Annotated in this window: 21 protein-coding genes and 1 riboswitch; of the genes, 10 read left to right on the forward strand and 11 right to left on the reverse strand. The window is 64.2% G+C overall.

Features of this window, described 5'->3' with window-relative positions; genetic code table 11:
- The first annotated feature begins 4 nt into the window (after positions 1-4).
- Both HB777_32425 and HB777_32430 read left to right on the forward strand, forming a co-directional pair.
- On the forward strand, positions 5-1,303 hold the full coding sequence (locus HB777_32425) for an adenylosuccinate synthase (protein QND68194.1): 1,299 nt from the start codon (positions 5-7) through the stop codon (positions 1,301-1,303).
- A gap of 75 nt (positions 1,304-1,378) precedes the next feature.
- Positions 1,379-3,040: a hypothetical protein gene (locus HB777_32430; GenBank protein QND68195.1), complete on the forward strand. Its 1,662-nt coding sequence runs from the start codon at positions 1,379-1,381 to the stop codon at positions 3,038-3,040.
- 24 nt (positions 3,041-3,064) lie between these two features.
- On the opposite strand, the gene HB777_32435 is transcribed toward HB777_32430, so the two are convergent.
- Genes HB777_32435 through HB777_32450 form a run of 4 tightly spaced genes read right to left on the reverse strand, consistent with a single transcriptional unit; the run spans position 3,065 to position 6,121 of the window.
- Positions 3,065-3,364 (reverse strand): plasmid maintenance protein CcdB, encoded by a 300-nt coding sequence (locus HB777_32435; GenBank protein ID QND68196.1) that lies wholly within the window; start codon positions 3,362-3,364, stop codon positions 3,065-3,067.
- Positions 3,364-3,606 (reverse strand): type II toxin-antitoxin system CcdA family antitoxin, encoded by a 243-nt coding sequence (locus HB777_32440; GenBank protein QND68197.1) that lies wholly within the window; start codon positions 3,604-3,606, stop codon positions 3,364-3,366. Before HB777_32440 ends, HB777_32435 begins: the two co-directional genes overlap by 1 nt.
- 57 nt (positions 3,607-3,663) lie before the next feature.
- Positions 3,664-5,475 carry an ABC-F family ATP-binding cassette domain-containing protein gene (locus HB777_32445; GenBank protein QND68198.1) on the reverse strand — a complete coding sequence of 604 codons (1,812 nt, stop codon included), beginning with the start codon at positions 5,473-5,475 and terminating at the stop codon, positions 3,664-3,666.
- A gap of 1 nt (position 5,476) precedes the next feature.
- Positions 5,477-6,121, reverse strand: a complete 645-nt coding sequence (locus HB777_32450; GenBank protein ID QND68199.1) for a thiamine diphosphokinase — start codon at positions 6,119-6,121, stop codon at positions 5,477-5,479.
- 87 nt (positions 6,122-6,208) lie between these two features.
- Positions 6,209-6,323, forward strand: a riboswitch (TPP riboswitch).
- Between the two features lie 43 nt (positions 6,324-6,366).
- On the opposite strand from HB777_32450, the gene HB777_32455 reads away from it, so the two are divergent.
- From HB777_32455 to HB777_32470, 4 genes are all read left to right on the forward strand, one after another.
- Entirely contained in the window at positions 6,367-7,365 is a 999-nt protein-coding gene (locus tag HB777_32455; GenBank protein QND68200.1) for a thiamine ABC transporter substrate binding subunit, read from the forward strand.
- 164 nt (positions 7,366-7,529) lie between these two features.
- Complete coding sequence (thiP, locus tag HB777_32460; protein ID QND68201.1) at positions 7,530-9,140, forward strand: thiamine/thiamine pyrophosphate ABC transporter, permease protein; 1,611 nt, start codon at positions 7,530-7,532, stop codon at positions 9,138-9,140.
- Positions 9,133-9,933 carry an ATP-binding cassette domain-containing protein gene (locus HB777_32465; protein ID QND68202.1) on the forward strand — a complete coding sequence of 267 codons (801 nt, stop codon included), beginning with the start codon at positions 9,133-9,135 and terminating at the stop codon, positions 9,931-9,933. Before thiP ends, HB777_32465 begins: the two co-directional genes overlap by 8 nt.
- A gap of 263 nt (positions 9,934-10,196) precedes the next feature.
- Positions 10,197-11,666, forward strand: a complete 1,470-nt coding sequence (locus HB777_32470; GenBank protein QND68203.1) for a M48 family metalloprotease — start codon at positions 10,197-10,199, stop codon at positions 11,664-11,666.
- Positions 11,667-11,701: 35 nt separating this feature from the next.
- On the opposite strand, the gene HB777_32475 is transcribed toward HB777_32470, so the two are convergent.
- On the reverse strand, positions 11,702-12,565 hold the full coding sequence (locus HB777_32475; protein QND68204.1) for an RNA polymerase factor sigma-32: 864 nt from the start codon (positions 12,563-12,565) through the stop codon (positions 11,702-11,704).
- A gap of 329 nt (positions 12,566-12,894) precedes the next feature.
- Here HB777_32475 and HB777_32480 point away from each other — a divergent pair, with 329 nt between their 5' ends.
- The 3 genes from HB777_32480 to HB777_32490 all read left to right on the forward strand — a co-directional run bounded on the left by HB777_32480 (position 12,895) and on the right by HB777_32490 (position 15,246).
- Positions 12,895-13,668, forward strand: a complete 774-nt coding sequence (locus HB777_32480; protein QND68205.1) for an amino acid ABC transporter substrate-binding protein — start codon at positions 12,895-12,897, stop codon at positions 13,666-13,668.
- 133 nt (positions 13,669-13,801) lie between these two features.
- Complete coding sequence (locus HB777_32485) at positions 13,802-14,482, forward strand: amino acid ABC transporter permease (protein ID QND68206.1); 681 nt, start codon at positions 13,802-13,804, stop codon at positions 14,480-14,482.
- Positions 14,479-15,246: an amino acid ABC transporter ATP-binding protein gene (locus HB777_32490; GenBank protein ID QND68207.1), complete on the forward strand. Its 768-nt coding sequence runs from the start codon at positions 14,479-14,481 to the stop codon at positions 15,244-15,246. The genes HB777_32485 and HB777_32490 overlap by 4 nt, the downstream gene beginning before the upstream one ends.
- A 202-nt stretch (positions 15,247-15,448) precedes the next feature.
- On the opposite strand, the gene HB777_32495 is transcribed toward HB777_32490, so the two are convergent.
- From HB777_32495 to HB777_32520, 6 genes are all read right to left on the reverse strand, one after another.
- Positions 15,449-16,030, reverse strand: a complete 582-nt coding sequence (locus HB777_32495) for a CarD family transcriptional regulator (GenBank protein ID QND68208.1) — start codon at positions 16,028-16,030, stop codon at positions 15,449-15,451.
- 367 nt (positions 16,031-16,397) lie between these two features.
- Positions 16,398-16,736, reverse strand: a complete 339-nt coding sequence (locus tag HB777_32500; GenBank protein QND68209.1) for a ferredoxin family protein — start codon at positions 16,734-16,736, stop codon at positions 16,398-16,400.
- A gap of 235 nt (positions 16,737-16,971) precedes the next feature.
- Positions 16,972-17,358 (reverse strand): RNA-binding S4 domain-containing protein, encoded by a 387-nt coding sequence (locus HB777_32505; protein ID QND68210.1) that lies wholly within the window; start codon positions 17,356-17,358, stop codon positions 16,972-16,974.
- Positions 17,359-17,374: 16 nt separating this feature from the next.
- Positions 17,375-20,815 carry a helicase gene (locus HB777_32510; GenBank protein ID QND68211.1) on the reverse strand — a complete coding sequence of 1,147 codons (3,441 nt, stop codon included), beginning with the start codon at positions 20,813-20,815 and terminating at the stop codon, positions 17,375-17,377.
- Between the two features lie 726 nt (positions 20,816-21,541).
- Positions 21,542-22,267 (reverse strand): acetoacetyl-CoA reductase, encoded by a 726-nt coding sequence (phbB, locus tag HB777_32515; protein QND68212.1) that lies wholly within the window; start codon positions 22,265-22,267, stop codon positions 21,542-21,544.
- A gap of 93 nt (positions 22,268-22,360) precedes the next feature.
- A complete protein-coding gene (locus tag HB777_32520) occupies positions 22,361-23,539 on the reverse strand; it encodes an acetyl-CoA C-acetyltransferase (GenBank protein QND68213.1) in 1,179 nt (392 codons plus the stop codon).
- A 299-nt stretch (positions 23,540-23,838) separates the two neighbouring features.
- Here HB777_32520 and phaR point away from each other — a divergent pair, with 299 nt between their 5' ends.
- Complete coding sequence (gene phaR / locus HB777_32525; protein ID QND68214.1) at positions 23,839-24,450, forward strand: polyhydroxyalkanoate synthesis repressor PhaR; 612 nt, start codon at positions 23,839-23,841, stop codon at positions 24,448-24,450.
- Positions 24,451-24,455 lie beyond the last annotated feature (5 nt).

Consider the following 24,455-nt stretch of genomic DNA (forward strand, 5'->3'; position numbering starts at 1 on the left):
AAACATGGCCAATGTGGTGGTCGTCGGCTCGCAGTGGGGCGACGAAGGCAAGGGCAAGATCGTCGACTGGCTGTCGGAGCGCGCCGATGTCGTGGTGCGTTTCCAGGGCGGCCACAATGCCGGCCACACGCTGGTCGTCGACGGCAAGGTCTACAAATTGTCGTTGCTTCCGTCGGGCGTCGTGCGCCAGGGCAAGCTGTCCATCATCGGCAACGGCGTCGTTTTCGACCCGCACGCCTTCGTCGCCGAAGTGGCGAAGCTCAAGGCTCAGGGTGTCGAAGTCACGCCGGATCGCCTGAAAATAGCCGAAAACACAGCGCTTATCCTGTCCCTGCATCGGGAACTGGACGGATTCCGCGAGGACGCCGCCTCCAATTCCGGAACGAAGATTGGCACGACCCGTCGTGGCATCGGCCCCGCCTACGAGGACAAGGTGGGCCGGCGCGCGGTCAGGGTGATGGATTTGGCGGATTTGGAAACGCTCCCCTTGAAGGTCGACAGGCTGCTGACGCACCACAATGCGCTGCGTCGCGGGCTTGGCCATGCGGAAGTCACACATGACGCGATCATGCAGGAATTGACCTCGGTCGCGCACGAGATCCTGCCCTATATGGACCGGGTCTGGAAAATCCTCGACGACAAGCGTCGGGCTGGCGAGCGCATCCTGTTCGAGGGCGCTCAAGGCACGCTGCTCGATATCGACCACGGCACCTATCCGTTCGTCACCTCGTCGAATACGGTCGCCGGCCAGGCTGCCGCCGGCTCCGGCGTCGGTCCGGGCGCTATCGGCTATGTGCTCGGCATCACCAAGGCCTATACGACGCGTGTCGGCGAAGGTCCGTTCCCGACCGAGCAGAAGAACGAGATCGGCGAATTCCTCGGCACGCGCGGCCATGAATTCGGCGTCGTCACCGGGCGCAAGCGTCGCTGCGGCTGGTTCGACGCGGTGCTGGTGCGCCAGGCCGTTGCCGTCAACGGCATCAAGGGCATCGCGCTGACCAAGCTCGACGTGCTCGACGGGCTGGACGAGATCAAGGTCTGCACCGGCTACCGGCTCGACGGCGAGATGATCGACTATCTGCCGGCCAGCCAGGGCGCGCAGGCGCGTGTCGAACCGGTCTACGAGACGCTCGAAGGCTGGAAGGGCACCACCGCCGGCGCACGCAGCTGGAACGATCTGCCGGCCCAGGCGGTCAAGTATGTCCGTTACATCGAGGAGCTGATCGGTGCCCCGGTCGCGCTCCTTTCAACCAGCCCGGAACGCGACGACACGATACTTGTGACCGATCCGTTTCAAGACTAGTTTCTGAAGCCTTTCCGGGCATCGCGGCTGATTTGCGGGGGCCGGCGCGGAAACAAAATACAGGTCGACTGAAGCATGGCAGATTTCGTTGCTGTTCTGAAAAAGGCGCTCGACAAGTACGGCGAGCCGACGCCGGAAACGCGCACGCGGACCTACGATGGCGCTCGTTCCGCACTCGTCAAGAAACTTGCGGAATTCTCGCCGCCGCTGTCCGCGGAGGTCATAGCCAAGCAGAAACGCTCCCTGGAAGACGCCATCGCGAGCGTCGAGCGGGACTATGCCAAGAGCGTGCCTGAGACCGACCCGCTCGCGGAACTGGAACACATCTTTTCCTCGATAGATCGCAACAAGAACCAGCCGAGCCACACACGGCAGCCGGCGAAGGCGGAATCGGCCTGGCCGGCACCGCCTGTCGCCAAGCCTGAACCTTATCAACCCGCTCCGCCCCCCGCCGCCAAGGTCGAGCCAAGCTGGAAGCCCGCGGCCGCACCGTCCCAGCCAGCTCGCGCCGACGCGCCTCTTGCAGGTATGGATGCTGCTGGTATGGACGCCGACGAGGCGGACGACGGGGCCGATGTCTTTTCCAGCAACGAAGAGCCGGTGTCGGACACCTTCCAGCGCCTGCGTCCCGCCGAGCGTAAGCGCAACTATGGCGGGCTCATCGCTGCCCTGGTCGCGCTGCTGGTCGTTGCCGGCGGCGGCTACGGGATCTGGCTGAACAAGGACGCCTTTGGCAAGATGCTGGGGCTTGGCGGCAGCCAGGTCGCGAAGACCGAACCAGTGAAACCAGCACCGGCCAAGCCGGCAAATGATGCCGCGGCAACGCCGCCGGCGCCCGCAGCCGGCGGCACGGAAGCCGAAAGCACGAAATTCACGCAGCGGCTGACGCCGCAAGGCAGTGAAGTCGACCCCGGCCCGGCCGGTGGCCAAAGCGGCATCGGCGAAGGCGAATCAGTCGCCGCGCTGACCACACCGCCCTCGGCGACCAATGCGCCGGCGATTTCCGCACCGGCCGCTGGCACCCCAGCCGCGGCCGCACCTGCCGCAGCGCCGGCACCAAGCCCCGCGCCCGCGACGCCGCCTGCCACCGGCGCTGCCCCAGCGGATGCTGCCGCCACCCCGCCAGCGCCGGCAGGCGCTGCGCCGGCGGCACCGGCAGCCGCGCCGACGCAAACCGCTCTGCCGGTTGGCCAGAAGGCGATCTTCTATGAAGAGCGCACCAGCACTGCCCAGGGCTCCGCCGAGCCCGGCAACATCGTCTGGTCGCTGGTGCAGGAATCGCCCGGTGGCGACCTGCCGCCGGAGCCGGCGATCCGCGCCGAGGCCACCATTCCCGGCAAGGACATCCAGTTGCGCATGACCATCCGCCGCAACACCGACCAGACACTGCCGGCCAGCCACATCATCGAGATGATCTTCCTGACGCCCGACGGTTTCGAGGGCGGCGGCGTCGACAACATCCTGCGCGTCGCCATGAAGAGTTCGGAACAGGATGCCGGCAGCCCGCTGATCGGCATTCCGGCCAAGATCGCCGACGGTTTCTTCCTCGTCGCGCTGAACGACACCAAGGCCGACGAAGACGCCAACATGACCTTGCTTCGCGGCCAGGACTGGATCGACGTGCCGGTCGTCTACAAGACCGGACGGCGGGCATTGCTGACCATGGAAAAGGGCATTCCCGGCGAGAAGGTGTTCGACGAGGCGATCAAGGCCTGGCAGGCGAAGACGGCTGGCTGAGAAACGCCGGACTGCCGCTTTCGTTCAGAAGCCCTGGAACAGCATGTCGAGCGCGGCGACGATGTCGTCGTGGTGCCTGGAAAGATTTCCCTCGGCATCCGGCAATTCTGAGGCCATCAAGGCTGACATGAATTGTGTGACCATCACATGAATCCTGCCGTCGATTGCGAAGGTCGGGTTTAGACGGCGGCCCGGAACCGGGGCTATGTCGGGCGGCATCAACGGAATGACGACCCTCGTGGTCAGTCCCTCAAGAAGGTCGGACTGAACATCGAGAAGATAACCGCTACCTTCGGCATTCCGATAGAGATCGTAGCGTGCCATCAAAACAGCCGGTGCTTGGCCAATGGCAGCCCGTTGCGCCTGACATATTCATTGGAGCTTTGAATAGCTTCCTTATTTTCTTCTTGCCAACGACGCGTTTTTTCCGCCGCAATCGCTTTTGCGATACCCGCTTCGGCGGCGCGGGAGATGTTGATGCCCAACGCCTTGGCGTCTCTGATCAGCTGAGAATCAATGGACGTGTTAACAGATTGTCGCTGAGGTTTTGGCGTCGACTGAAGCATGGGGATCGCGTCCTTTTATGCGCATAATGTAGGCGCATAAAAGCCCGCACGCAATCCTCACCCCTCCATCTCTTCCCGCAACATCTCCAGCTCCAGCCACTCTTCCTCGAGCGCCGCCAGCGTCGCGCGCTCCTTGTCGAGGGCGGCGATGGTCTTCTGGAAGGAGGCCGGGTCGCGCTCGTAATAGGCCGGATCGGCGATGTTGTTCTCAAGCCTTGAGATCGACGCCATCACCGCCTCGATCTTCTTGGGCAGGGATTCCAGCGCGAATTTCTGCTTGAATGACAGCTTCTTCGCCGGCCCCTTTGGCGCCGCCGGCTCGCTCTTGCCCGCATCGCCGTTTTCGGCCTTCGCGCGCGCCTTGCGGTCGTCCAGCCGGGTGCCGCCGCGCTGCGCCAGCATGTCGGAGTAACCGCCGGCATATTCGATCCAGCGGCCGTCACCATCCGGCGCGATCAGGCTGGTCACGGTGCGGTCGAGGAAATCGCGGTCATGGCTGACCAGGATGACGGTTCCGGCAAAACCGGCGACCAGTTCCTGAAGCAGTTCCAGCGTCTCCATGTCGAGGTCGTTGGTCGGCTCATCGAGCACCAGAAGGTTTGCCGGCCGGGCCAGCACGCGCGCCAGCAACAGCCGCGCCCGCTCGCCGCCGGACAGCTCGCGCACCGGGGTGCGTGCCTGCTCCGGCTTGAACAGGAAATCCTTCATGTAGGAGACGACGTGGCGCTGCTCGCCATTGATGACGAGGTTCTCGCCGCGCCCGTCAGTGAGATACTGCGCCAGCGTCTCCTGCGGGTCGACCGCCTCGCGCTTCTGGTCGAGTGTGGCGATCTCCAGATTGGTGCCAAGCCGTATCGAGCCGGCGTCGGGCTTCATCTCACCGGTCAGCATCTTCAAGAGAGTCGTCTTGCCGGCGCCGTTCGGCCCGACCAGGCCAACGCGGTCGCCGCGCTGGATGCGGGTCGAGAACCCCTTGACCACGGTGAGATCGCCAAAGCTCTTCTCGATGTTCTTCGCCTCGATCACCAGCTTACCGGATTCGGCGGCGTCGCTGGCCACCATGGTGGCTGATCCTTCGGCGCCGCGATGGCCACGGAAACGCTGGCGCATGGTCTGCAATTCGCCAAGCCGGCGCATATTGCGCTTGCGCCGCGCCGTCACACCGTAGCGCAGCCAGTGCTCCTCACGCACGATCTGGCGGCCGAGCTTGTGCTGTTCGCGCTCCTCTTCCTCCAGCACGAGGTCGCGCCATTCCTCGAAATGGCCAAAGCCCTTGTCCAGCCTGCGGGTCTGGCCGCGATCGAGCCAGACGGTGGCGCGCGACACGCGCTCGAGAAAGCGGCGGTCGTGCGAGATGACGATCAGTGCCGAGGAAGTGCGGATAAGCTCTTCTTCCAGCCATTCGATCACCGACAGATCGAGATGATTGGTCGGCTCATCAAGCAGCAGGATGTCCGGTTCCGGCGCCATGACGCGGGCAAGGGCGGCACGCCGCGCCTCGCCGCCGGACAGGTCGTTCGGCCGCTCCTCGCCCGACAGGCCGAGATGCTCCATCAGATAGCTGGCGCGGTACGGATCGTCGGCGGGCCCGAGCCCCGCCTCGACATAGGCGCGGACCGTCGCAAAGCCCTCCATATCGGGCATCTGCGGCAAATAGCGGACGGTTGCCGAAGGCTGGCGGAACACCTCGCCGTCCTGCGGCTCGATCAGGCCGGCGGCGATCTTCAGCAGCGTCGACTTGCCGGATCCATTCCGGCCGACCAGTGCGATCTTGTCGCCGGCCGAAGCCGTCAAGGCGGCGCCATCGAGCAGCGGCGTGCCGCCGAAGGTCAGCTTTATCCCGTCGAGGTTGAGAAGGGGCGGGGCCATGTCAGCTTTCAGGTAAGGGATAGGGATGAGCGAGCAGCATCGCGCGGCCATGGTCCAGCGCGATTTCGAGGTGGCCCTTGACCTCGTTGGAGACGGTCAGCGACGAACCGAACGCCACCTTGACGTGGTTCAGCGGCCATTTGGCGCCGGTGACGGTCAGGCCGGCAAGCTCGGAAAAGCCGAGCACCGAAAACAGCGTGCCGTCGGGATAGTCGAAGCCAGCCGTTCCGTGCAGCAGGGGAACGCCTTCCTGGGCGCCGCTGGTCAAAAGCACATCAGTCCCGGCCTCGGCCAGCCGCAGGGCAAGCGCCAGATGCAGGAAAGCGTGGTCGGCGCGCTTGCCGCCGAAGGCGCCGGCGAGCACCAGTCTGGTCGCGCCGCGCTCGAGTGCGGCGGCGATGGCCAGTTCGCCATCGGTCTGGTCCTTTTCCGCCGGGAAGGTCCGGCGCGGCACGGCAGCGAGATCGTCAGGCAGGTTGGCCGGCACCGAATCGAAATCACCCACCCACAGCTCCGGCACGAGACCCAGCAACCGCGCATGGCCGATGCCGGCGTCGGCGGCGATGACGCGGGAGCCTTCGACCTGGCGGTCGAGCCGTGGCGTGCGGATGAGATCGCCGCCAAGCAGGATGGTGAATGTGCTCATATCGTGTGGCCCTTACCAGCCCGGCACGGGAAACGGAAGGCGGCAAACTCCCACTTGCGCGGCTGATCGGCCCGGCCTATGTGTCGAAACGCTCTAACGGGGTGCCGGACGCGATCTTCGCGGACCGGCTGAGAGGCAATCTCGCCAACCCGCTGAACCTGATCCGGTTTGTACCGGCGGAGGGATTAGACGTTTCGGACAGTCCGACGCCTCAATTCCTTTCAATTCGAACGAAGGAGGCGCCGATGCGCACGCTTTTATATTCTCTTGTCTCAGCAATGACCTTGGTGCTGTCCGGACCGGCCTTGGCCAAGGATAAGCTCACCGTCTACACCTATGAGAGTTTCACCGCCGACTGGGGTCCGGGTCCCGTGGTGAAGAAGGAATTCGAGGCCGAATGCGGCTGCGATGTCGAGTTCGTTTCGGTCGCCGATGGCGTCGCGCTGCTCAACCGCGTCAAGCTGGAAGGCGCATCGACCAAGGCCGACATCGTGCTTGGCCTCGACACCAATCTCACTGCCGATGCCAAGGCGTCAGGCCTGTTCGCGCCGCATGGCGCGCTGACCGATGTCGATGTGCCGGGCGGCTGGAGCGACGACACTTTTGTCCCCTTTGACTACGGTTATTTCGCTGTCGTTTACGACACCGAGAAGCTGAAGACGCCGCCGAAGAGCCTGAAGGACCTGGTCGAAGGCAGTGCCGACGACAAGATCGTCATCCAGGATCCGCGCACCTCGACGCCGGGTCTCGGCCTGCTTCTGTGGGTCAAGTCGGTCTATGGCGACAAGGCGCCGGAAGCCTGGGCCAAGCTCAAGGCGAAGGTGCTGACCGTGACGCCGGGCTGGAGCGAGGCCTATGGCCTGTTCACCAAGGGCGAGGCGCCGATGGTGCTGTCCTACACGACGTCACCGGCCTACCACATGGTCGCCGAAAAAACCGAGCGCTACCAGGCGGCCTCCTTCGAGGAGGGCGAATATCTGCAGATCGAGGTGGCGGGCATCACCACGACGGGGGCTAAGAACCCGCTGGCGGCAAAGTTCATGGCCTTCATGACCGGACCGAAATTCCAGGATGCCATCCCCGAGACCAATTGGATGTTCCCGGCAGGCAAGACCGACAAGCCGCTCAACCCGGCCTTCGACAAACTGGTCAAGCCGACCAAGACCTTGCTGTTCAGCCCCGAGGAGGTCGCCGCCAACCGCAAAGCCTGGGTCGATGAATGGCTGGCGGTGATGAGCAAGTGAGCGCGCGCTTCACCCTCCCCCTTGTGGGGAGGGTCGATCCGCGAAGCGGAGCGGGGTGGGGGCTGCGACGCTGAGCACTGCCTCACCCCCCACCCCGGCTCGCGGATACCGCTTCGCGGCATCCGCGCCCCGACCCTCCCCACAAGGGGGAGGGTGGAAGGCGTGTGTCTGACCCCCGCGTCAGCGCCGGCATTGTCGCCCTCGCTGCAATCGCGCTGCTGATCGGCGGCGCGTTTGCTGGCCTGCTTTTCGAGGGCGCCCATGATTTCTCGAGCGCCTGGACAGCCTTCGATCCCTATCTGCTTCGCGTCGTGCGCTTCACGCTCTGGCAGGCAGCGCTGTCGACCCTGCTTTCCGTCGGCCCGGCGTTGTTCGTGGCGCGCGCGCTGTCGCGGCATCCACGCTTCTTTGGCCGTGCCTTCATCTTGCAGCTCTTCGCCGTACCGTTGGCTCTGCCGGCCATCGTCGCGGCCCTCGGCATCCTGGCGCTTTATGGCCGTGCCGGCTATTTCGCAGGCATGCTCGCCATGATCGGCGGTGGAAGCTGGCCGGGGATCTATGGCCTGTCCGGCATTCTCGTCGCCCATGTCTTCTTCAACCTGCCGTTGGCGACGCGGCTGTTCCTCGAGGCGCTGCAAACGATTCCAGCCGACCAATGGCGGCTGGCGAGCCAGCTTGGCATGTCGGCGCGGCCGGCGTTCCGGCTGATCGAATGGCCGACGCTGCGTGCGGCGTTGCCGGGTGTCGCCGGGCTGGTCTTCATGCTCTGCATCACATCCTTCACGATCGTGCTGATACTGGGCGGCGGGCCGGCCGCGACGACGCTGGAGGTCGGCATCTACCAGGCGCTGCGCTTCGATTTCGATCCCGCGCGCGCGGTGACGCTGACGCTGCTGCAGATCGCCTTGACCTTCATCGTGGTGCTGGCACTGACGCGGCTAGGCGCCAATGTGGTCGGCGACACCAATTTGCCGGTCGCGCAACGCCGCTATCTCTCAGTCAACGGGGCCGAGACCTGGCTGAATGCCATGCTCATCGTCTTGGCGCTGCTGTTCGTCGTTGGGCCGATGGCGGCGACAGTTATGGCCGGGTTGGGTGCCGATCTCGGCCGGCTGGCCGGGGAGGCCACTGTCCGGCAGGCGACGCTGACCAGCGTGGTGCTCGCCTTCCTGTCGGCGCTGCTTTCGGTGACGCTGTCGCTGGCGCTGACCATGGCACGGCGGGCCCTGGCGCTGAACCGCCGGGCTGGCCGCAAGACACTGCTCGAACATGCCACCGACACAGGCGCCGGCTTTGTCCTGGTCGTGCCGCCGATCGTCGTTGGCGCCGGCTGGTTCCTGTTGCTGCGCCATGTCGGCGATGTCTTCGCCATCGCCCCGGTCATGGTCGTCACCGTCAATGCGGTGATGGCGATGCCGTTCGCCCTGCGCGCCGTCCGTCCCGCCTATGATGCGGCGAGCGAGCGTCATGAAAGGCTCTGTGCTCAGCTCGGTATTGCGGGCTGGAACCGGCTGATGCTGGTCGACTGGCCGTCGCTGCGACGGCCGCTCGCCACGGCTTTCGCTTTCGCCATGGCGCTGTCGCTCGGCGATCTCGGCGTCATTGCCTTGTTCGGCAGTGATTCGGTGCAGACATTGCCCTACCTTCTCCTGGCGCGGATGGGCAGCTATCGCACCGAGGACGCCGCCGGCCTGGCATTGCTGCTCGGCCTCGTCTGCCTCGCTTTGATCGTGGCGGCGCACTGGCTGGGAAGGGAGAAGGTCGGGGATGCGTGACGGGGCGGCCAGCAGGCTTGAAAAGGGCGCTCCGGTGCGGCTCGACAAGGTGTCGTTCAGTTATGGTAGTCATGGCAGCTATGGCGAGGCGCCGCTTGTCTTCGACGTCGAGTTCGCCACGGCCAAGATCACCGCCATCATGGGGCCGAGCGGGTCGGGCAAGTCGACGCTGCTCAATCTGGTCGCCGGCTTCGAGACCCCGCAGTCGGGCCGCGTGCTGATCGGCGGGGTCGATGTCAGCGCCGAGCCGGCCTCGGTGCGACCTGTGTCCATGGTGTTCCAGGAGAACAATCTCTTCGCGCATCTTTCCGTCGAGCAGAATGTCGGGCTCGGTCGCTCGCCATCCCTAGGGCTAACCGAGGCGGACCGCACCGCGATCGCAGAGGCGCTTGCGCGCACCGGCCTCGCCGGCAAGGAGAAACGCCTGCCGCGCGAACTCTCCGGCGGCGAACGCCAGCGCGTCGCACTGGCCCGGGTGCTGGTGCGCGACCGGCCGGTGCTGCTGCTTGACGAACCCTTCGCCTCGCTTGGGCCCGCTTTGCGCGACGACATGCTGGATCTGGTCGCCGCCGTTCATGCCGAGCGGCGCATGACGGTGCTGTTCGTCACGCATCAGCCGGAAGACGCCCGTCGCATCGGCGAGCATATCGTGTTTCTCGACAATGGGTTGGTTGCCGCAACCGGCAAGGCGGACGATTTCTTCAACGGGGCTGGTCCGGAAGCGTTCCGGCGCTATATCGGCGCGGGTGCCGGGGATGCCGTATCACGAGATGTTGCCCGGAAGCGGACATAATTTACGGCCAAACCGGTTCCAGGCGATGTGGCGCTTGCTTGCCATGACTGGAGGAGTGTGGCTAGGTCCGCCCTACTGGTCCGGCACAGGACGTGATTTGCCTGCAGTATCCGCCGCTCGCCTCTGAGGGACGGGCAACGGATACTGCAGCAGTTTGAGATATATAGCGCATGACACATTCCGAAGATCGCCCCCGATTTTCGTGATCATGCGCCGGGACCCGAAAGGAAGCCGTTCTGGCGATCGGCGCTAATACACTGGGAATGAAGCCGCTGGCGCGCTTTCTTGCGCTGGCCGGCTTTGCCGTGGCGCTGGCAAGCTGCCAGATGTTCACGCCGCCCGAGGTTCAGGAATCCGGCTTCCAGCCATCCGACAGGCCGATCACGGTCGACAATGTGGGCGCCAACAACAAGCTCGCCGAACTGGCCAAGGCGCAGCACCCGCGCATCCTGGCGACCTATGGCGGCGAATATTCCGATCCCAAGCTGGAGCGCATGGTTGCCAAGGTGGTCGGCAATCTGACGGTGGTCTCGGCCAATCCGACGCAGACCTATCGCATCACCATCCTGAATTCGCCCAACGTCAACGCCTTCGCGCTGCCGGGCGGCTATCTCTACATCACGCGCGGCCTGTTGGCGCTGGCCAATGATTCGGCCGAGCTTGCCGCGGTCATCGCGCATGAGATGGGCCACGTCACCGCCAATCACGGCCTGCAGCGCCAGCAGCTTGAGGCCGAGGAAGGCCTGGCGACCAAGGTGGTTTCCGACGTGCTCGGCGACAGCCCGACCGCCAAGGCGGCGCTGATCCGCGGCAAGCTGAGGCTGGCGCAATTTTCGCGCAATCAGGAACTGGAAGCCGACGCCATCGGCATCAAGTCGATCGGCGAAGCCGGCTACGATCCTTTCGCCGCCGGCCGCTTCCTGCAGTCGATGTCGGCCTACACCGATTTCCGCTCGATCAGCGGCGCCACCGATGCCAGCCTCGACTTCCTGGCCACGCACCCCAACACGCCGCAGCGCATCGATCTGGCGCAGCGCCATGCCCGTCAGTTCGGCGCGCCAGGCTTCGGCACGCGAGACCGCGATTCCTTCCTCGCCGGCATAGACGGCCTGCTCTATGGCGACACGCCCGAGGAAGGCTATGTACGCGGCGAAACCTTCCTGCATCCGGGCCTCGGCGTGTCCTTCTCGGTGCCGCAGGGCTTCATCATCGACAATTCGGCCGCCGCGGTGACCGCAACCGGGCCCGGCGATATGGCGATCCGCTTCGACGGCGTCTCGATCGACAAGAACCGCGCACTGACCGACTATATCCGCAGCGGCTGGGTGGCTGGTCTCGACGACAGCACCGTCAAGCAGGAAACCATCAACGGCAATGAGGCGGCGACGGCGCATGCCGGCGCCGAAGGTTGGCAGTTCGACATCGCCGTGATCCGTGCCGGCGGCCAGGTCTACCGGCTGCTGACCGCTGCCCCTTCGGCCAGCACCTCGCTGGACACCGTGGCGCGTTCGGTCAGCGGCTCGTTCCGGATCCTCAGCGCTGCCGAAAAGGCGGCTTTGAAGCCGCTGCATATCCGCGTCGTCACCGTTCAGCCGGGGCAGACGATGGGTTCGCTTTCGGCGCAGATGGTCGGCGTCGACCGTAAGCTCGATTTGTTCCGCGTGCTCAACGCGCTGTCGCCGGGCGCCGCGGTTTCGGCCGGAGACAAGGTCAAGATCGTCACCGACAAGTAAGCTACAAATTCACGCTACTGGACGTCTGACGCAGATCAGGCGGCGGTCGCCATGAACTCCGGGTTCCGCTTCACCAACGCCACCTTCAGCTTTTCCATGGCGCGCGCCTCGATCTGGCGGACGCGCTCCTTGGAAATGCCGAGCGTCTCGCCGAGCGCTTCGAGTGTCGCGCCCTCGTCGTTCAGCCGGCGTTCCTCGATGATCCTCAACTCACGTGCGTTGAGCGCGCGAAGCGCCTCCCTCAGCCAGAGCGAGCGGCGCGCGACATCGATCTTGTCACCGACGATCTCGTCGGGCAGCGGATCGTCCGAGACCAGGAAATCCATGCGCTCGGTCGAACCCGCATCGTCGGCAATCGGCATGTTGAGCGAGGAGTCGGGTGCCGACAGCCGCGAATCCATCATCGCCACATCGGCTTCGGAGACACCGAGTGCCTCCGACACTTCGCGATAGAGCGTTGCGTTGGACAGCGGCTCAGCACCATTCGCCAGCCGCGCGCGTAGGCGTCGCAGGTTGAAGAACAGCGCCTTCTGCGCCGAGCTGGTGCCGCCGCGCACGATCGACCAGTTGCGCAGGATGTAGTCCTGCATCGAGGCGCGGATCCACCACGTCGCATAGGTCGAGAACCGCACCTCGCGCTCCGGCTCGAAGCGGGCCGCGGCCTCGAGCAGGCCGACATGACCCTCCTGGATCAGATCGCCGAGCGGCAAGCCGTAATGGCGGAATTTGGAGGCCATGGAAATGACTAGCCGCATATGGGCGACGGTGATGCTGTGCAGCGCGTTCTGGTCGTTGTCCTCTTTCCAGAGCAATGCCAGCCGATGCTCCTCGTCACGTTCGAGGTAGGGAGCCCTCATTGCCGCCCGGACCATGATCCGTCCTGCCGTGTCTTCCATCATGAGGCGCTCCTGGCATCAGGCGATGCGGATGACGTTGCAAACTTGGCTGGCGCCCGGGTTGAAATGGCGGCGTCGTGCCCTAGAACAGCCAGAACGTACGGTGCGCGGGAATGGTTCCCTGGTTGTTGCCAGGCGGATCGCTATGCTTGAACGATGTCTGCACGGGTCGGTAACGACTTCGAGTGCCGCCAAAAACCACCATCTCGAGAATCTGATTTCGGAAACAAGCTATTTTTGAAATCCTGTTCCTTATTTTTTCCGCTTGCATCTGCCATTTTCCAGCCTTCACAACATGCCGGATTTCAGGCCAAGGACGGGATCACAGAAAAATGAAATGGCTCAGCTCGCTCATCATCGCCGGAACGCTGCAGGCTCTGGCTGTCACCGCAGGCCATGCCGGCGCCAATCTCGACCAGATCAAGCAGGCCGAGGCCATCAAGGTCGGCACGGAAGGCACCTATGCGCCATTCACCTATCATGACACGTCCGGCGCACTGGTCGGCTTCGACGTCGAAATCGCCAAGGCGATCGCCGACAAGCTCGGCGTCAAGGCCGAGTTCCTCGAAGGCAAGTGGGACGGGCTGATCGCCGGCCTCGATGCCAATCGCTATGACGCCGTCATCAACGAAGTCGGCATCACCGACGCCCGCAAGGCCAAGTACGACTTCTCCGATCCCTACATCGCCTCCAAGGCGGTGCTGATCGTGCGCGGCGACAACACCGACATCAAGAGCTTCGCCGATCTCAAGGGCAAGAAGTCGGCGCAGTCGCTGACCTCGAATTTCGGCAAGCTGGCCGAGACGAACGGCGCCGAGCTGGTCGGCACCGATGGCTTCGACCAGTCGATCCAGCTGCTTCTGACAGGCCGTGCCGACGCCACCATCAATGACAGCCTGTCATTCCTCGACTTCAAGAAGCACAAGCCCGACGCCAATGTGAAGATCGCCGCGCAAGAAGAAAACGCCGACTATTCCGGCGTCATCGTGCGCAAGGGCGATCCGGAACTGGTTGCGGCGATCAACAAGGCGCTGGCCGACATCAAGGCCGACGGCACCTATCAGAAGATCGCCGACACCTATTTCGGCCAGGACGTTTCGAAGTAATCTTGCGAGGTGGGGCCGGTCTCCGGCCCATGAGAGATATCAAGCGGCGAGCCGTCTTTGACGGCCCGCCGCTTTTGTCGTGATATGGCTGGCGCTTCGCGCCTCGACAATGCGACCATCTGGAGGGTCTTACGTGCCGCACTGGCTGCAATTGATGCTGGAGTCGCTGCCTTCGCTCCTGTGGGCGGCGCTGATCTTCACCGTGCCGCTGACGCTGCTGTCCTTCGCCCTTGGCTTGACGGTTGGCCTCGGCGCAGCGCTTGCCCGGCTGTTCGGGCCGAAGCCGCTGGTCGCGTTTGTGCGCTTCTATGTCTGGATCTTCCGCGGCACGCCACTTTTGGTGCAGCTGTTCCTGATCTTCTATGGCCTGCCGTCGGTCGGCATCCTGCTTGACGCCTTCACGGCGGCGTTGATCGGCTTCACGCTCAACATCGGCGCCTACACATCGGAAATCATCCGCGCGGCGATAGGCTCGGTGCCGAAAGGCCAGTGGGAAGCCGCCTATTCGATCGGCATGACCTGGAGCCAGGCGATGCGGCGCACCATCCTGCCGCAGGCCGGGCGGGTCGCGGTGCCGCCGCTCTCCAACACCTTCATCTCGCTGGTCAAAGACACGTCGCTGGCCGCTGCCATCACCGTGCCGGAGATGTTCCAGGCAGCGCAGCGCATCGTTGCCACCACCTATGAACCGCTGATCCTTTATGTCGAGGCAGCGATCCTCTATCTGGCGCTGAGTTCGGTGCTGTCGGCGTTGCAGACGCGGCTGGAAACACGGCTCAACCGCTATGGCGGCTTCCTGGAGGCGCGCTCATGATCGGCCTCAGCAACATCGAAAAGCGCTTCGGCGACAATCTCGTGCTGAAGGGCGTGACGGTCACCATTGCCGAAGGCAGCGTCACGGCGCTGGTCGGCCCGTCGGGCGGCGGGAAAAGCACCCTTCTGCGCTGCATCAACCTCCTGGAGATCCCGACCTCGGGCACGGTGCGGATCGGCGACGAGACGCTCGAATTCCACCCTGGCGGCAGGGTTCCGGCCAGGGATATCCAGCGCCTGCGGCTGCAGACCGGCATGGTGTTCCAGAACTTCCAGCTGTTTCCGCATCGCACCGCGATCGAGAATGTCATGGAAGGGCTGGTGACGGTGCTGAAATGGCCGCCTGAGAGGGCACGCGAGCGGGCGCAGGCCCTGCTGGAGAAGGTCGGCATGGCGCACAAGGCCGACGCCTGGCCGGCGACGCTGTCGGGCGGCCAGCAGCAGCGTGTGGCGATCGCCCGCGCCCTGGCGCCGTCGCCGAAAGTGCTGCTCTGCGACGAACCGACCTCGGCCCTCGACCCGGAACTGGCGCAAGAGGTGGTCGATGTGCTCGGCAAGCTCGCCAGCGAAGGCACGACCATGGTGATGGCGACGCATGATCTGCGACTCGCCTCCAAGATCGCGCAGGAAGTGGTGTTCCTGGATGCCGGCGTCATCGTCGAGAAGGGGCCGGCCGCGGTGCTGTTCAACAACCCTGAGCAGCAGCGGACGAAGCGCTTCATTGCGACGCTGAAGCAGGAGGCGATGAAGGAAGGTGGCGGCTGAGCCCTTTACCTCCCCCTTGTGGGGAGGTCGGACCGAAGGTCCGGGCGGGGGTCGGCGCCGCCCCCACCCCGCTGCTTCGCAGCGACTTGCCAGGGCGAGCCACGGGTCTCGCCCGTCCTTCGGACCCCCACAAAAGGGGGAGGGTAAAAGCAAAAAACCCGGCGCGAGGCCGGGTTTTTCATGAATTCAAAGGCGAAAAAGCTCAGGCAGCTTCTTCCTGCTCGGCTTCCTCATTGTCGGCCTTGGCGCCACGCTTAGGGCCCTTGTTGAGGTTGACCTCGATCAGGCGCACGGCTTCGGTTTCCGACATGCGGTTGACGGCCGCGATCTCGCGGGCCATGCGGTCGAGCGCCGCCTCATAGAGCTGACGCTCGGAATAGGACTGCTCCGGCTGGTTGTCGGCGCGGTAGAGGTCGCGCACGACTTCCGAGATCGAGATCAGGTCGCCCGAATTGATCTTCGCATCATATTCCTGGGCGCGGCGCGACCACATGGTGCGCTTGACGCGGGCGCGGCCCTGCACGACCTTCAGCGCGCGCTCGACATAATCCTCTTCCGACAGCTTGCGCATGCCGATGGAGGTCGCCTTGGCGACCGGCACCTTCAGGCGCATCTTGTCCTTCGAGAAGTCGATCACGAACAGTTCCAGCTTGTGTCCAGCAACTTCCTGCTCGTCGATCGAGACGATCTGGCCGACGCCATGCGCCGGATAGACGATGTATTCGCCGGTCTTGAAACCGTGACGCGCAGCGGTGGACTTCTTCTGCGGGGTGATCGTTGCCATTACGCCCTGAACTCCTTGTTGTGGTACCGGCGTCCTGCCGGCCCGAACTCGCGCGATCGGGGAAACCGATCGTTAGCCGCACAACAGATGAACCCATCGGAAAAGCCGGACCGGCAAACGCAATATTGCGGCCGCCTGGCCCAGATCGCTCTGGTCCGGAATGGGATTTTCACCTTTCAGTGATTTTGGGCGTCTGCGCCATCAATCGACGTTGTGTCACCGGCATGTTTCGCTGATGTAACACAAAAAGTCGGAAGAATCAAGGTTTTGCTGCATACGCGAAGGCCACAACCCGGCGCCGGCTGTCAAGCCGGTTAATGTGACGTGCCTCTTACCTTGCGTAATACCGGCCTTTGCGGCGGTGTTGTCAATCGCCTTCGCCGGGCTCGGCGGAGAAGTATTTCTCGAACTTGCCGGCCTCGCCGTCGAAGGATTTGGCGTCTGCCGGCGGTTCCTTCTTGGCGGTGATGTTGGGCCATTTGTCGGCGTATTCGGTGTTGACCTGCAGCCATTTGTCGAGGCCAGGCTCGGTGTCGGGCTTGATCGCGTCGGCCGGGCATTCCGGCTCGCAAACGCCGCAGTCGATGCACTCGTCGGGATGGATGACGAGCATGTTCTCGCCTTCGTAGAAACAGTCGACCGGACAGACCTCGATGCAGTCCATATATTTGCATTTGATGCAATTGTCGGTCACGACATAGGTCATCGGTCGGCTCCGGGACGTCCCATTTTTGTTGGGCTTTTTCCGTCAGGTAACGCCTTTATCGGCCGCTTGCAAGGGTGGCCATTGCGGGAGGTGCCGGTGTTTCCGGAATGGAATTCCAGACAGCAGGCCTGGCGGAAGTCAGCCATGTCCCGCACAGCGTCTTGTTTGCCGGGTTCAGTGTTTGCCCCAGGCGTGCCGTTGCCCCAAATCGCTGCGCATTTTGGGACGACATGCGTCAGTCTTCGCCAAGCAAACGGTCGGTCTGGCGACGTTCCCTCTTGGTCGGGCGGCCGCTGCCGGCCTCGCGCAGCCCCGGAATTGCATCCGGAGGGGCCTCGCCCTTCGGTGCCGGCGGGGGCGACATATCCTCGTAGAGCGTGCGGGCCTCCTCGGCCGGGCCGCGTCGCGCACCGGCGCCGAGCACCTTCCAGATGAAGATGCGCCGCTCTAGCGTGATGGTCAGCACGTCGCCTGGCTTGACCTGATCGGAGGCCTGCGCTGCTTTGTCGCGATTGATGCGAACCCTGCCGGCGACGACCAGCTTTGCCGCCAGCGAGCGCGATTTCACGGCGCGAGAGAAGAACAGCCATTTGTCGATACGCTGGCGGCCTTCAGCAACCATCGAAGCGAGCCGGGTTCTACTTCTTCAGCTGGTCGCGCAATGCGGCGAGCTTGGCGAAGGGCGAGTCCGGGTCGAAGCGCACCGGGCGCTCCTCGCGCGGCTTCGGCTGGAAGGCAGGCTTGCCGCCCCCTGGGCCTCGATCGGGACCACCCTTGCCATCGGGCCTGCCGCCCTTCCAGTCGGGACGGCCTTCGCGGCGGTCGGGACGCTCGCCTTGCGGTCGGCCGTCGCGCCGCTGTTCGCCTTCGGCCTGCGGCTTGGGTTTGAACTTCGAGCGGTCGAAGCGCGGCTTGCCGGCTCCATCGCGCCGTCCTTCATGGGCCGGACGTTCTCCGGGTGCAGCTGCGGCCGGTGCGCCGGCGGCATCCGCGGGCGCATCGCTTCGGCCGCGCGCTTGTCCGTTGCGTGGGCGATTGTTCCTGCGGTTGTCGTCGCGGTTGCGCGGGCGCTGCTCGAAACGACCCTGACGCCACAACAGGATGGGTTTTGGCGCTTCGGCTTCCGCAGCTGGTTCGCCGGCTCCACCCTCCCCCTCGTGGGGAGGGTCGGCGCGCAGCGCCGGGGTGGGGGCAGCGCCGGCGTCGTCGGTTGTAACTGCATCGTCGGCGCCATCATCCCCACCCGCGTCGCTTCGCGCCGCGACCTCCCCCATCGAGGGGGAGGTGAGGGCGTCGGCGCTTTCGGTGACAGTGACGTCAGCGATGGCTTCCGCAACGAGCGGAACCTCTTCCGTGGCCCCGGCCGGTGCTTCGGCTTGCTCTTCCACGACAGGCTCCGCTGCCGCTTCCGCGGTGGCTTCGACCGGAGCTTCGACGGAGGCTTCGACAGCTGACTCCGGCTCCGACCCTTCGACGGCTGCCTCTGCCGCGGCATCGGCTGCCGCGGCTTCGGCCGCTTTGGCCTGCTCGGCCTTTGCAGCCTCTTCCGCCGCCAGCTTCGCCGCCGCTGCTTCGCGCGCGGCATTGTCCTGCGCTTCGAGCCGCGCCTTGACCTCGATGGCCGGCTTCGGCTCGGCACGGTAGCCAAGACCTTTCAGGATTTCTTCCATGTCGTCGGCGGTGGCGCCGAGGATCGACATCATCGGCGGCGTCACCATGAAGGACTGGCCGTCATAGGCGCCGTCAGGGCGCTGGCCGAGGCCGGGCTTCCAGTTGGTCGCCGGACGGATCAGATCGGCCAGCCGTTCCAGGATGTCGATACGCACGGCGCGGCGGCCGAGATTGCGGTAGCCGGCGAGCTTGTAGAAGGTCTTGTCGAAGGCAGGATCGATGACCACAGAGGTGCGGCCAGAGGCGAGCGCATGGACCACGTCGCCAAAACCTGGCTTGTCCTTGCCGTCATTCTTCAGCGCCCACAGCAGCGTCACCAGTCCGGCAGGCGCCGGCTTGATCAGAGCCGGCACGAAGACATGGTAGGCGCCAAAGCGCACGCCAAGCCGGCGAAGAGCGGCGCGGCCTTCCTGGTCGAGCGACTTCATCTCCTCGGCGATGTCGCGGCGGTTGATGAGACCGAAATTCTCGACCAGCTGGAAGGCGATGCCACGTCCGATGCCGGAAATCTGATCGGCGTTCTTCAGGTCGACCAGCGGCTTCAACAGCGACTCGATCTGGAAATTGACGAAACGCTCGGCACGCGCGGCGACCTTGTCGCGCGCCGGGCCGGTCAGTTGTTCGTCGGCCAGCAGCACCAGGCGCGGCTTCAATGCGTCTTCGCCCGAGACCAGCGTCCCGATCGGCGCGCCGATCCAGCGCAGCGTGCCGTCCGAGCCAAGCGCGATGTCGCCATTGGCCGAGGCGCCGAAGCGTTCGGCGCGCGCCTCGAACTCGGCGGCCAGCGCCTTCTGGGCCGCGGTGCGCACCGCCTTGGCGTCTTCACCGCCGGCGGTCTGGTCAGCGGTGAAGCGGAACCCTTGCAACTCGCCGACATGGTGGCCTTCGACAAGGACGGTTCCGGTAGGACTAATTTCGGCTTCAGGCATGGTATTTTCTCTAAGGCGCCGCATGAGGACGGAAGTCCTGCGGTCTACGAAGCGTTTCGTCAACCGCTCATGCAGCGCATCCGACAATCTGTCTTCGATTTCGCGCGTCTTTTCCTGCCAGTGTGCCTGATCGGCCAGCCAGCCGGGCCGGTTCGACACGAATGTCCAGGTGCGGATCTGGGCAATGCGATGCGACAGCGTGTCGATATCGCCCTCTGTGGTGTCGGCGCGGCGCACCTGCTCGGCCATGTAATTCTCGTCGACATGGCCGTGGCGTGCGAGGTCCGTGTAGATCGAGGCAATGAGGTCGGCATGCTGGGCCGGCGCGATCTTGCGGTAGTCGGGCAGCGCGCAGGCTTCCCACAGCAGCGCCACCCGTTTGGCGTTGGTGGCGAGTGCGCGGATGTCCTCGTCGCGCGACAGATGCTCAAGCGCCTGCGCGTCGACGGCAGGCAATGCCCGCGTCAGCCCCTCGACCGGTGCGTTGGTTTCGATCGAGCGCTTCAGCGCGTCGAGGCTGGCAAAGTCGAAATGCGCGGTGCGCCACTGCAGCACCTTCACCGGATCGAAATCATGGCCTTCGATCCTCTTGATCAGCTCTTCGTCCAGCGGGTCGACCTGGCCGGTGACGCCAAAGGTGCCGTCGCGCAGATGCCGGCCGGCGCGGCCGGCGATCTGGCCAAGCTCGGCCGCGGTCAGGTTGCGATACTGGAAGCCATCGAACTTGCGGTTCTGGGCGAAGGCGACGTGGTCGAGATCGAGGTTGAGACCCATGCCGATGGCGTCGGTGGCGATGAGATAGTCGACATCGCCGGACTGGAACAATGCCACCTGGGCGTTGCGGGTGCGCGGCGAGAGCGCGCCAAGCACGACGGCGGCACCGCCCTGCTGGCGGCGGATCAGCTCGGCGATGGCGTAGACCTCGTCGGCCGAGAAGGCGACGATCGCCGTGCGCCGCGGCAGGCGTGTCAGCTTCTTCGAACCGGCGTAGGCAAGATGCGACAGCCTCGGCCGCGTCACCACCGAGACACCCCTCAGCAGGCGCTGGAGGATGCCGTGCATGGTGGCGGCACCGAGCAGCAGCGTTTCCTGGCGGCCGCGCAGATGCAGGATGCGGTCTGTGAAGATGTGGCCGCGCTCGAGGTCGCCGGCGAGCTGCACCTCGTCGATGGCGACGAAGGCGGCGTCGGTCTCGCGCGGCATGGCCTCGACGGTGCAGACCGAATATTTGGCGCCCGCCGGCTGGATCTTTTCCTCGCCGGTGATCAGCGCGACCTTGTGGGCGCCGACCTTTTCGCAGACGCGGGCGTAGACCTCACGCGCCAGCAGCCTGAGCGGCAGGCCGATGATGCCACTCTCATGCGCCACCATGCGTTCGATGGCGAGATGGGTCTTGCCGGTGTTGGTCGGCCCCAGCACGGCGGTCACGTCGCGGCCCGACAGGATCAGCGGCTCGGTGTGTTTGGGCTGGATGTTCATTGACCTAGAATAAGGCTTCCGGGACCTGGAAATAAGGCTTTCTGGCCTCTGGTTGTCGGGAGCGTGCCTCAAGTGGCGCGTATGACAGCCGACACATAGGGATTTCGGGCGCGAAGCGAAAGCGGAATGTTCCGCCGACGGCCAGAAGGTGTTTTTGTCAAGCTCTCAACCGGCTGCGGATTAACGGATAGAACGAGTCTGGAACGAATCAGCGACGAATCGGTGACTCCTGCAGATTCAGCTTTTGTTCACGGCTACATGTGGATTTTGCGACTGGGAGTCGCACCACATGCTGAATCGCTGAACTGGCCCGTTTCATGCTAAGAGGGCGTTGCTGTTAATCTTTGCCGATAAACGATCACAATGGCTTTGCGTGCCTCGGCCAAGATTATGAAATTGTTGATCTTTCTTAATCGGCGTTAAGGAATTGGCAGGTGATTCCGGCCGTCGGCGTTAACGTTCCGCTCAAAGCCGGAACGAATCGGCGACGAATCAGCGATGCCGGAATCTTCTTGGTTTGTTCACCCCAATATCTTGTGTTGTGAACAGCTTATCCACCGAGAATCCACAGGCTTGGGATCAGGTTTCGCACAGGGCGGCCGGCCGCTGTTAACCTCTGCGTGCCGGATTGGGTCAGCAGCCGGCGCCGGCACATCGAAGGGACCGTGCCAGCAAAACGGACCGGTGTGCCGGCCCGTCGATCTCTTTGCCTACACCGCCGCGTCGTCAGGCGAAGTATTGGCCGCCATTGGCCGTGATGGTCGAGCCCGTGATGAAGCCGGCATCTTCGGAAGCGAGGAAGACGACGCAGCGCGCGATCTCCTCGGGCTCGCCGAGGCGGCCGACAGGGATCTGCGGAATGATGCGCTCGTTGAGCACCTTCTCGTCGATCGCCTTGACCATCTCGGTGGCGATGTAGCCGGGGCAGATGACGTTGACGGTGATACCCGCGCGAGCCCCCTCCTGAGCGAGAGCTTTGCTGAAACCGATGTCGCCGGCCTTGGCGGCGGAATAGTTGACCTGGCCGGCCTGACCCTTCTGGCCGTTGATCGAGGAGATGGTGATGACCCGGCCGAACTTGCGGTCGCGCATGCCGCTCCACAGCGGATGCGTCATGTTGAAGACGCCGGACAAATTGGTGTCGATGACCTCTTTCCACTGTTCGCGCGTGATCTTGTGGAACATGGCGTCACGGGTGATGCCGGCATTGTTGACCAGCACCGAGACGGGGCCGAGATCGGCCTCGACTTGGCGGATGCCGGCGGCGCAGGAATCATAATCGGCGACCGACCATTTGTAGACCGGAATGCCGGTTTCGGCCTTGAATTTCGCCGCCGCCTCGTCATTGCCGGCATAGTTCGCGGCAACCGAATAGCCGACGGTCTTCAATGCGATCGAGATCGCCGCGCCGATGCCGCGCGATCCGCCTGTGACGATTGCTACCTTGGTCATGCATTTCCCCTTTTTTGATATCGCCCTGTTGTCGGGCTTGGCAGGCACTGGATACAGAGCGGGCGGCTCGCGCCGCCCGGTTAGTGACTTTCTTCAGAGTGCTTCGACGCACATGGCGACGCCCATGCCGCCGCCGATGCAGAGGGTGGCCAGCCCCTTCTTGGCGCCGCGCCGACACATCTCGAAGACCAGCGTGTTGAAGACGCGGGCGCCCGAAGCGCCGATCGGATGGCCGATGGCAATGGCGCCGCCATTGACGTTGACGATCGAGGGATCCCAGCCCATGTCCTTGTTGACGGCGCAGGCCTGCGCGGCAAAGGCTTCGTTGGCCTCGACCAGGTCGAGATCGCCGACCGACCAACCGGCCTTTTCCAAGGCCTTGCGCGAGGCGGGAATAGGTCCGGTGCCCATGATCTGCGGATCGACGCCGGCGGTCGCCCAGGACACGATGCGCGCCAGCGGGGTGATGCCGCGTCTCACCGCTTCCGCCTCACTCATCAGCAGTGCGCCGGCGGCGCCGTCATTGATGCCGGAGGCGTTGGCGGCGGTCACCGTGCCGTCCTTGTCGAAAGCCGGCTTCAGCTTGGTCATGGCGTCGATCGTGGCGCCATGGCGGATGTATTCGTCCTGGTCGACAATGGTGTCGCCCTTCTTGCCCTTGATGGTGACGGCGACGATCTCGTCCTTGAACTTGCCGGCCTTCTGTGCGGCCTCGGCCTTGTTCTGGGAGGCCAGCGCAAACTGGTCCTGGTCGTCGCGGGTGATCTGGAACTGTCGCGCGACGTTTTCGGCGGTGTTGCCCATGTGATAGCCGTTGAAGGCATCCCACAGTCCGTCCTTGATCATGGTGTCGATCAGCTTGAAGTCGCCCATCTTGACGCCGGCGCGCAGGTGCTGGGCATGCGTCGAAAGCGACATCGATTCCTGGCCGCCGGCGATGATCACCTTGGCGTCGCCGGTGGCGATCTGCTGCATGCCGAGCGCAATGGCGCGCAGGCCCGAGCCGCAAACCTGATTGAGGCCCCAGGCGGTGGTTTCCTTGGGCAGACCGGCATTGATCGATGCCTGGCGGGCCGGGTTCTGACCCTGAGCCGCGGTCAGCACCTGTCCGAGGATGACCTCGTCGACCTCGCCTGGTTCGACGCCGGCACGCGACAGCAATTCCCTGATGACGACGGCACCGAGCTCATGCGCCGGGGTGGCGGCGAAGGCGCCGTTGAAGGAGCCGACCGGCGTGCGCGCAGCACTGGCAATGACGATGGAAGCGGACATTTTCTTCTCCAGACTTCAAGGGTGTTGTTCTGTCGTTGAGGACTTTTCTTGCCCTTTCCCAACCCCAAGTCAAACCGGAAATGGGCATGGCGCCCATGCGCGGCAAGCAGGTCGCGCCTTGCCGTGGCGGCCGTTCGTCCATTGCTGCGCAGCATATTTTGCCCGCTATGCAGCATTTAGTGATCCCGCACTGCACAAACTGCTTGGAATTGTGCGGCTTTTGCGCATATCCTCAAAAAAGGCACAATCGTTACCGGCCGCTTACTCAGAGGCGCACCGGTGTCCCCGGGAGGATGTAGATGGCCGCTAAAGACGATCCGATCATCATCAAGAAATACGCCAATCGCCGCCTCTACAACACCGGCACCAGCACCTATGTGACGCTCGAGGACCTCGCCGAGATGGTCAAGAAGGGCGAGGAGTTCACCGTCCAGGACGCCAAGACCGGCGACGACATCACGCATCCGGTGCTGACCCAGATCATCTTCGAACTGGAGAACAAGGACGGGCAGAACATGCTGCCGATCCCGTTCCTGCGCCAGCTGATCGCCTATTACGGCGACCAGATGCAGATGATCGTGCCGAGCTTCCTCGAACAGTCGATGCTCGCCTTCTCCAAGGAGCAGGAGCGCTTTCGCGAGCAGATGAAGGGGGCGATCGGCAAGTCGCCGCTCGACATGATGAAGATCACCACGCCGATCAAGGCGCTGGAGGAACAGACACGCCGCAACATGGAAATGTTCCAGAACGCGATGCGGTTGTTCACGCCGTTTCCGCCGGCCGGCACCGCGCCAGCCGCTGCGGCTGCGCCCGAGCCGGCCAGGAAGGAAACGCCTGACAAGCCAGACGATCTTCAGGAATTGAAGGACCAGATCGCGGCCATGCAGCGCAAGCTCGACACGATGTCGTGAGCGCT

The sequence above is a fragment of the Mesorhizobium loti genome (assembly GCA_014189435.1).
Classification (GTDB): Bacteria; Pseudomonadota; Alphaproteobacteria; order Rhizobiales; family Rhizobiaceae; genus Mesorhizobium; species Mesorhizobium loti_G.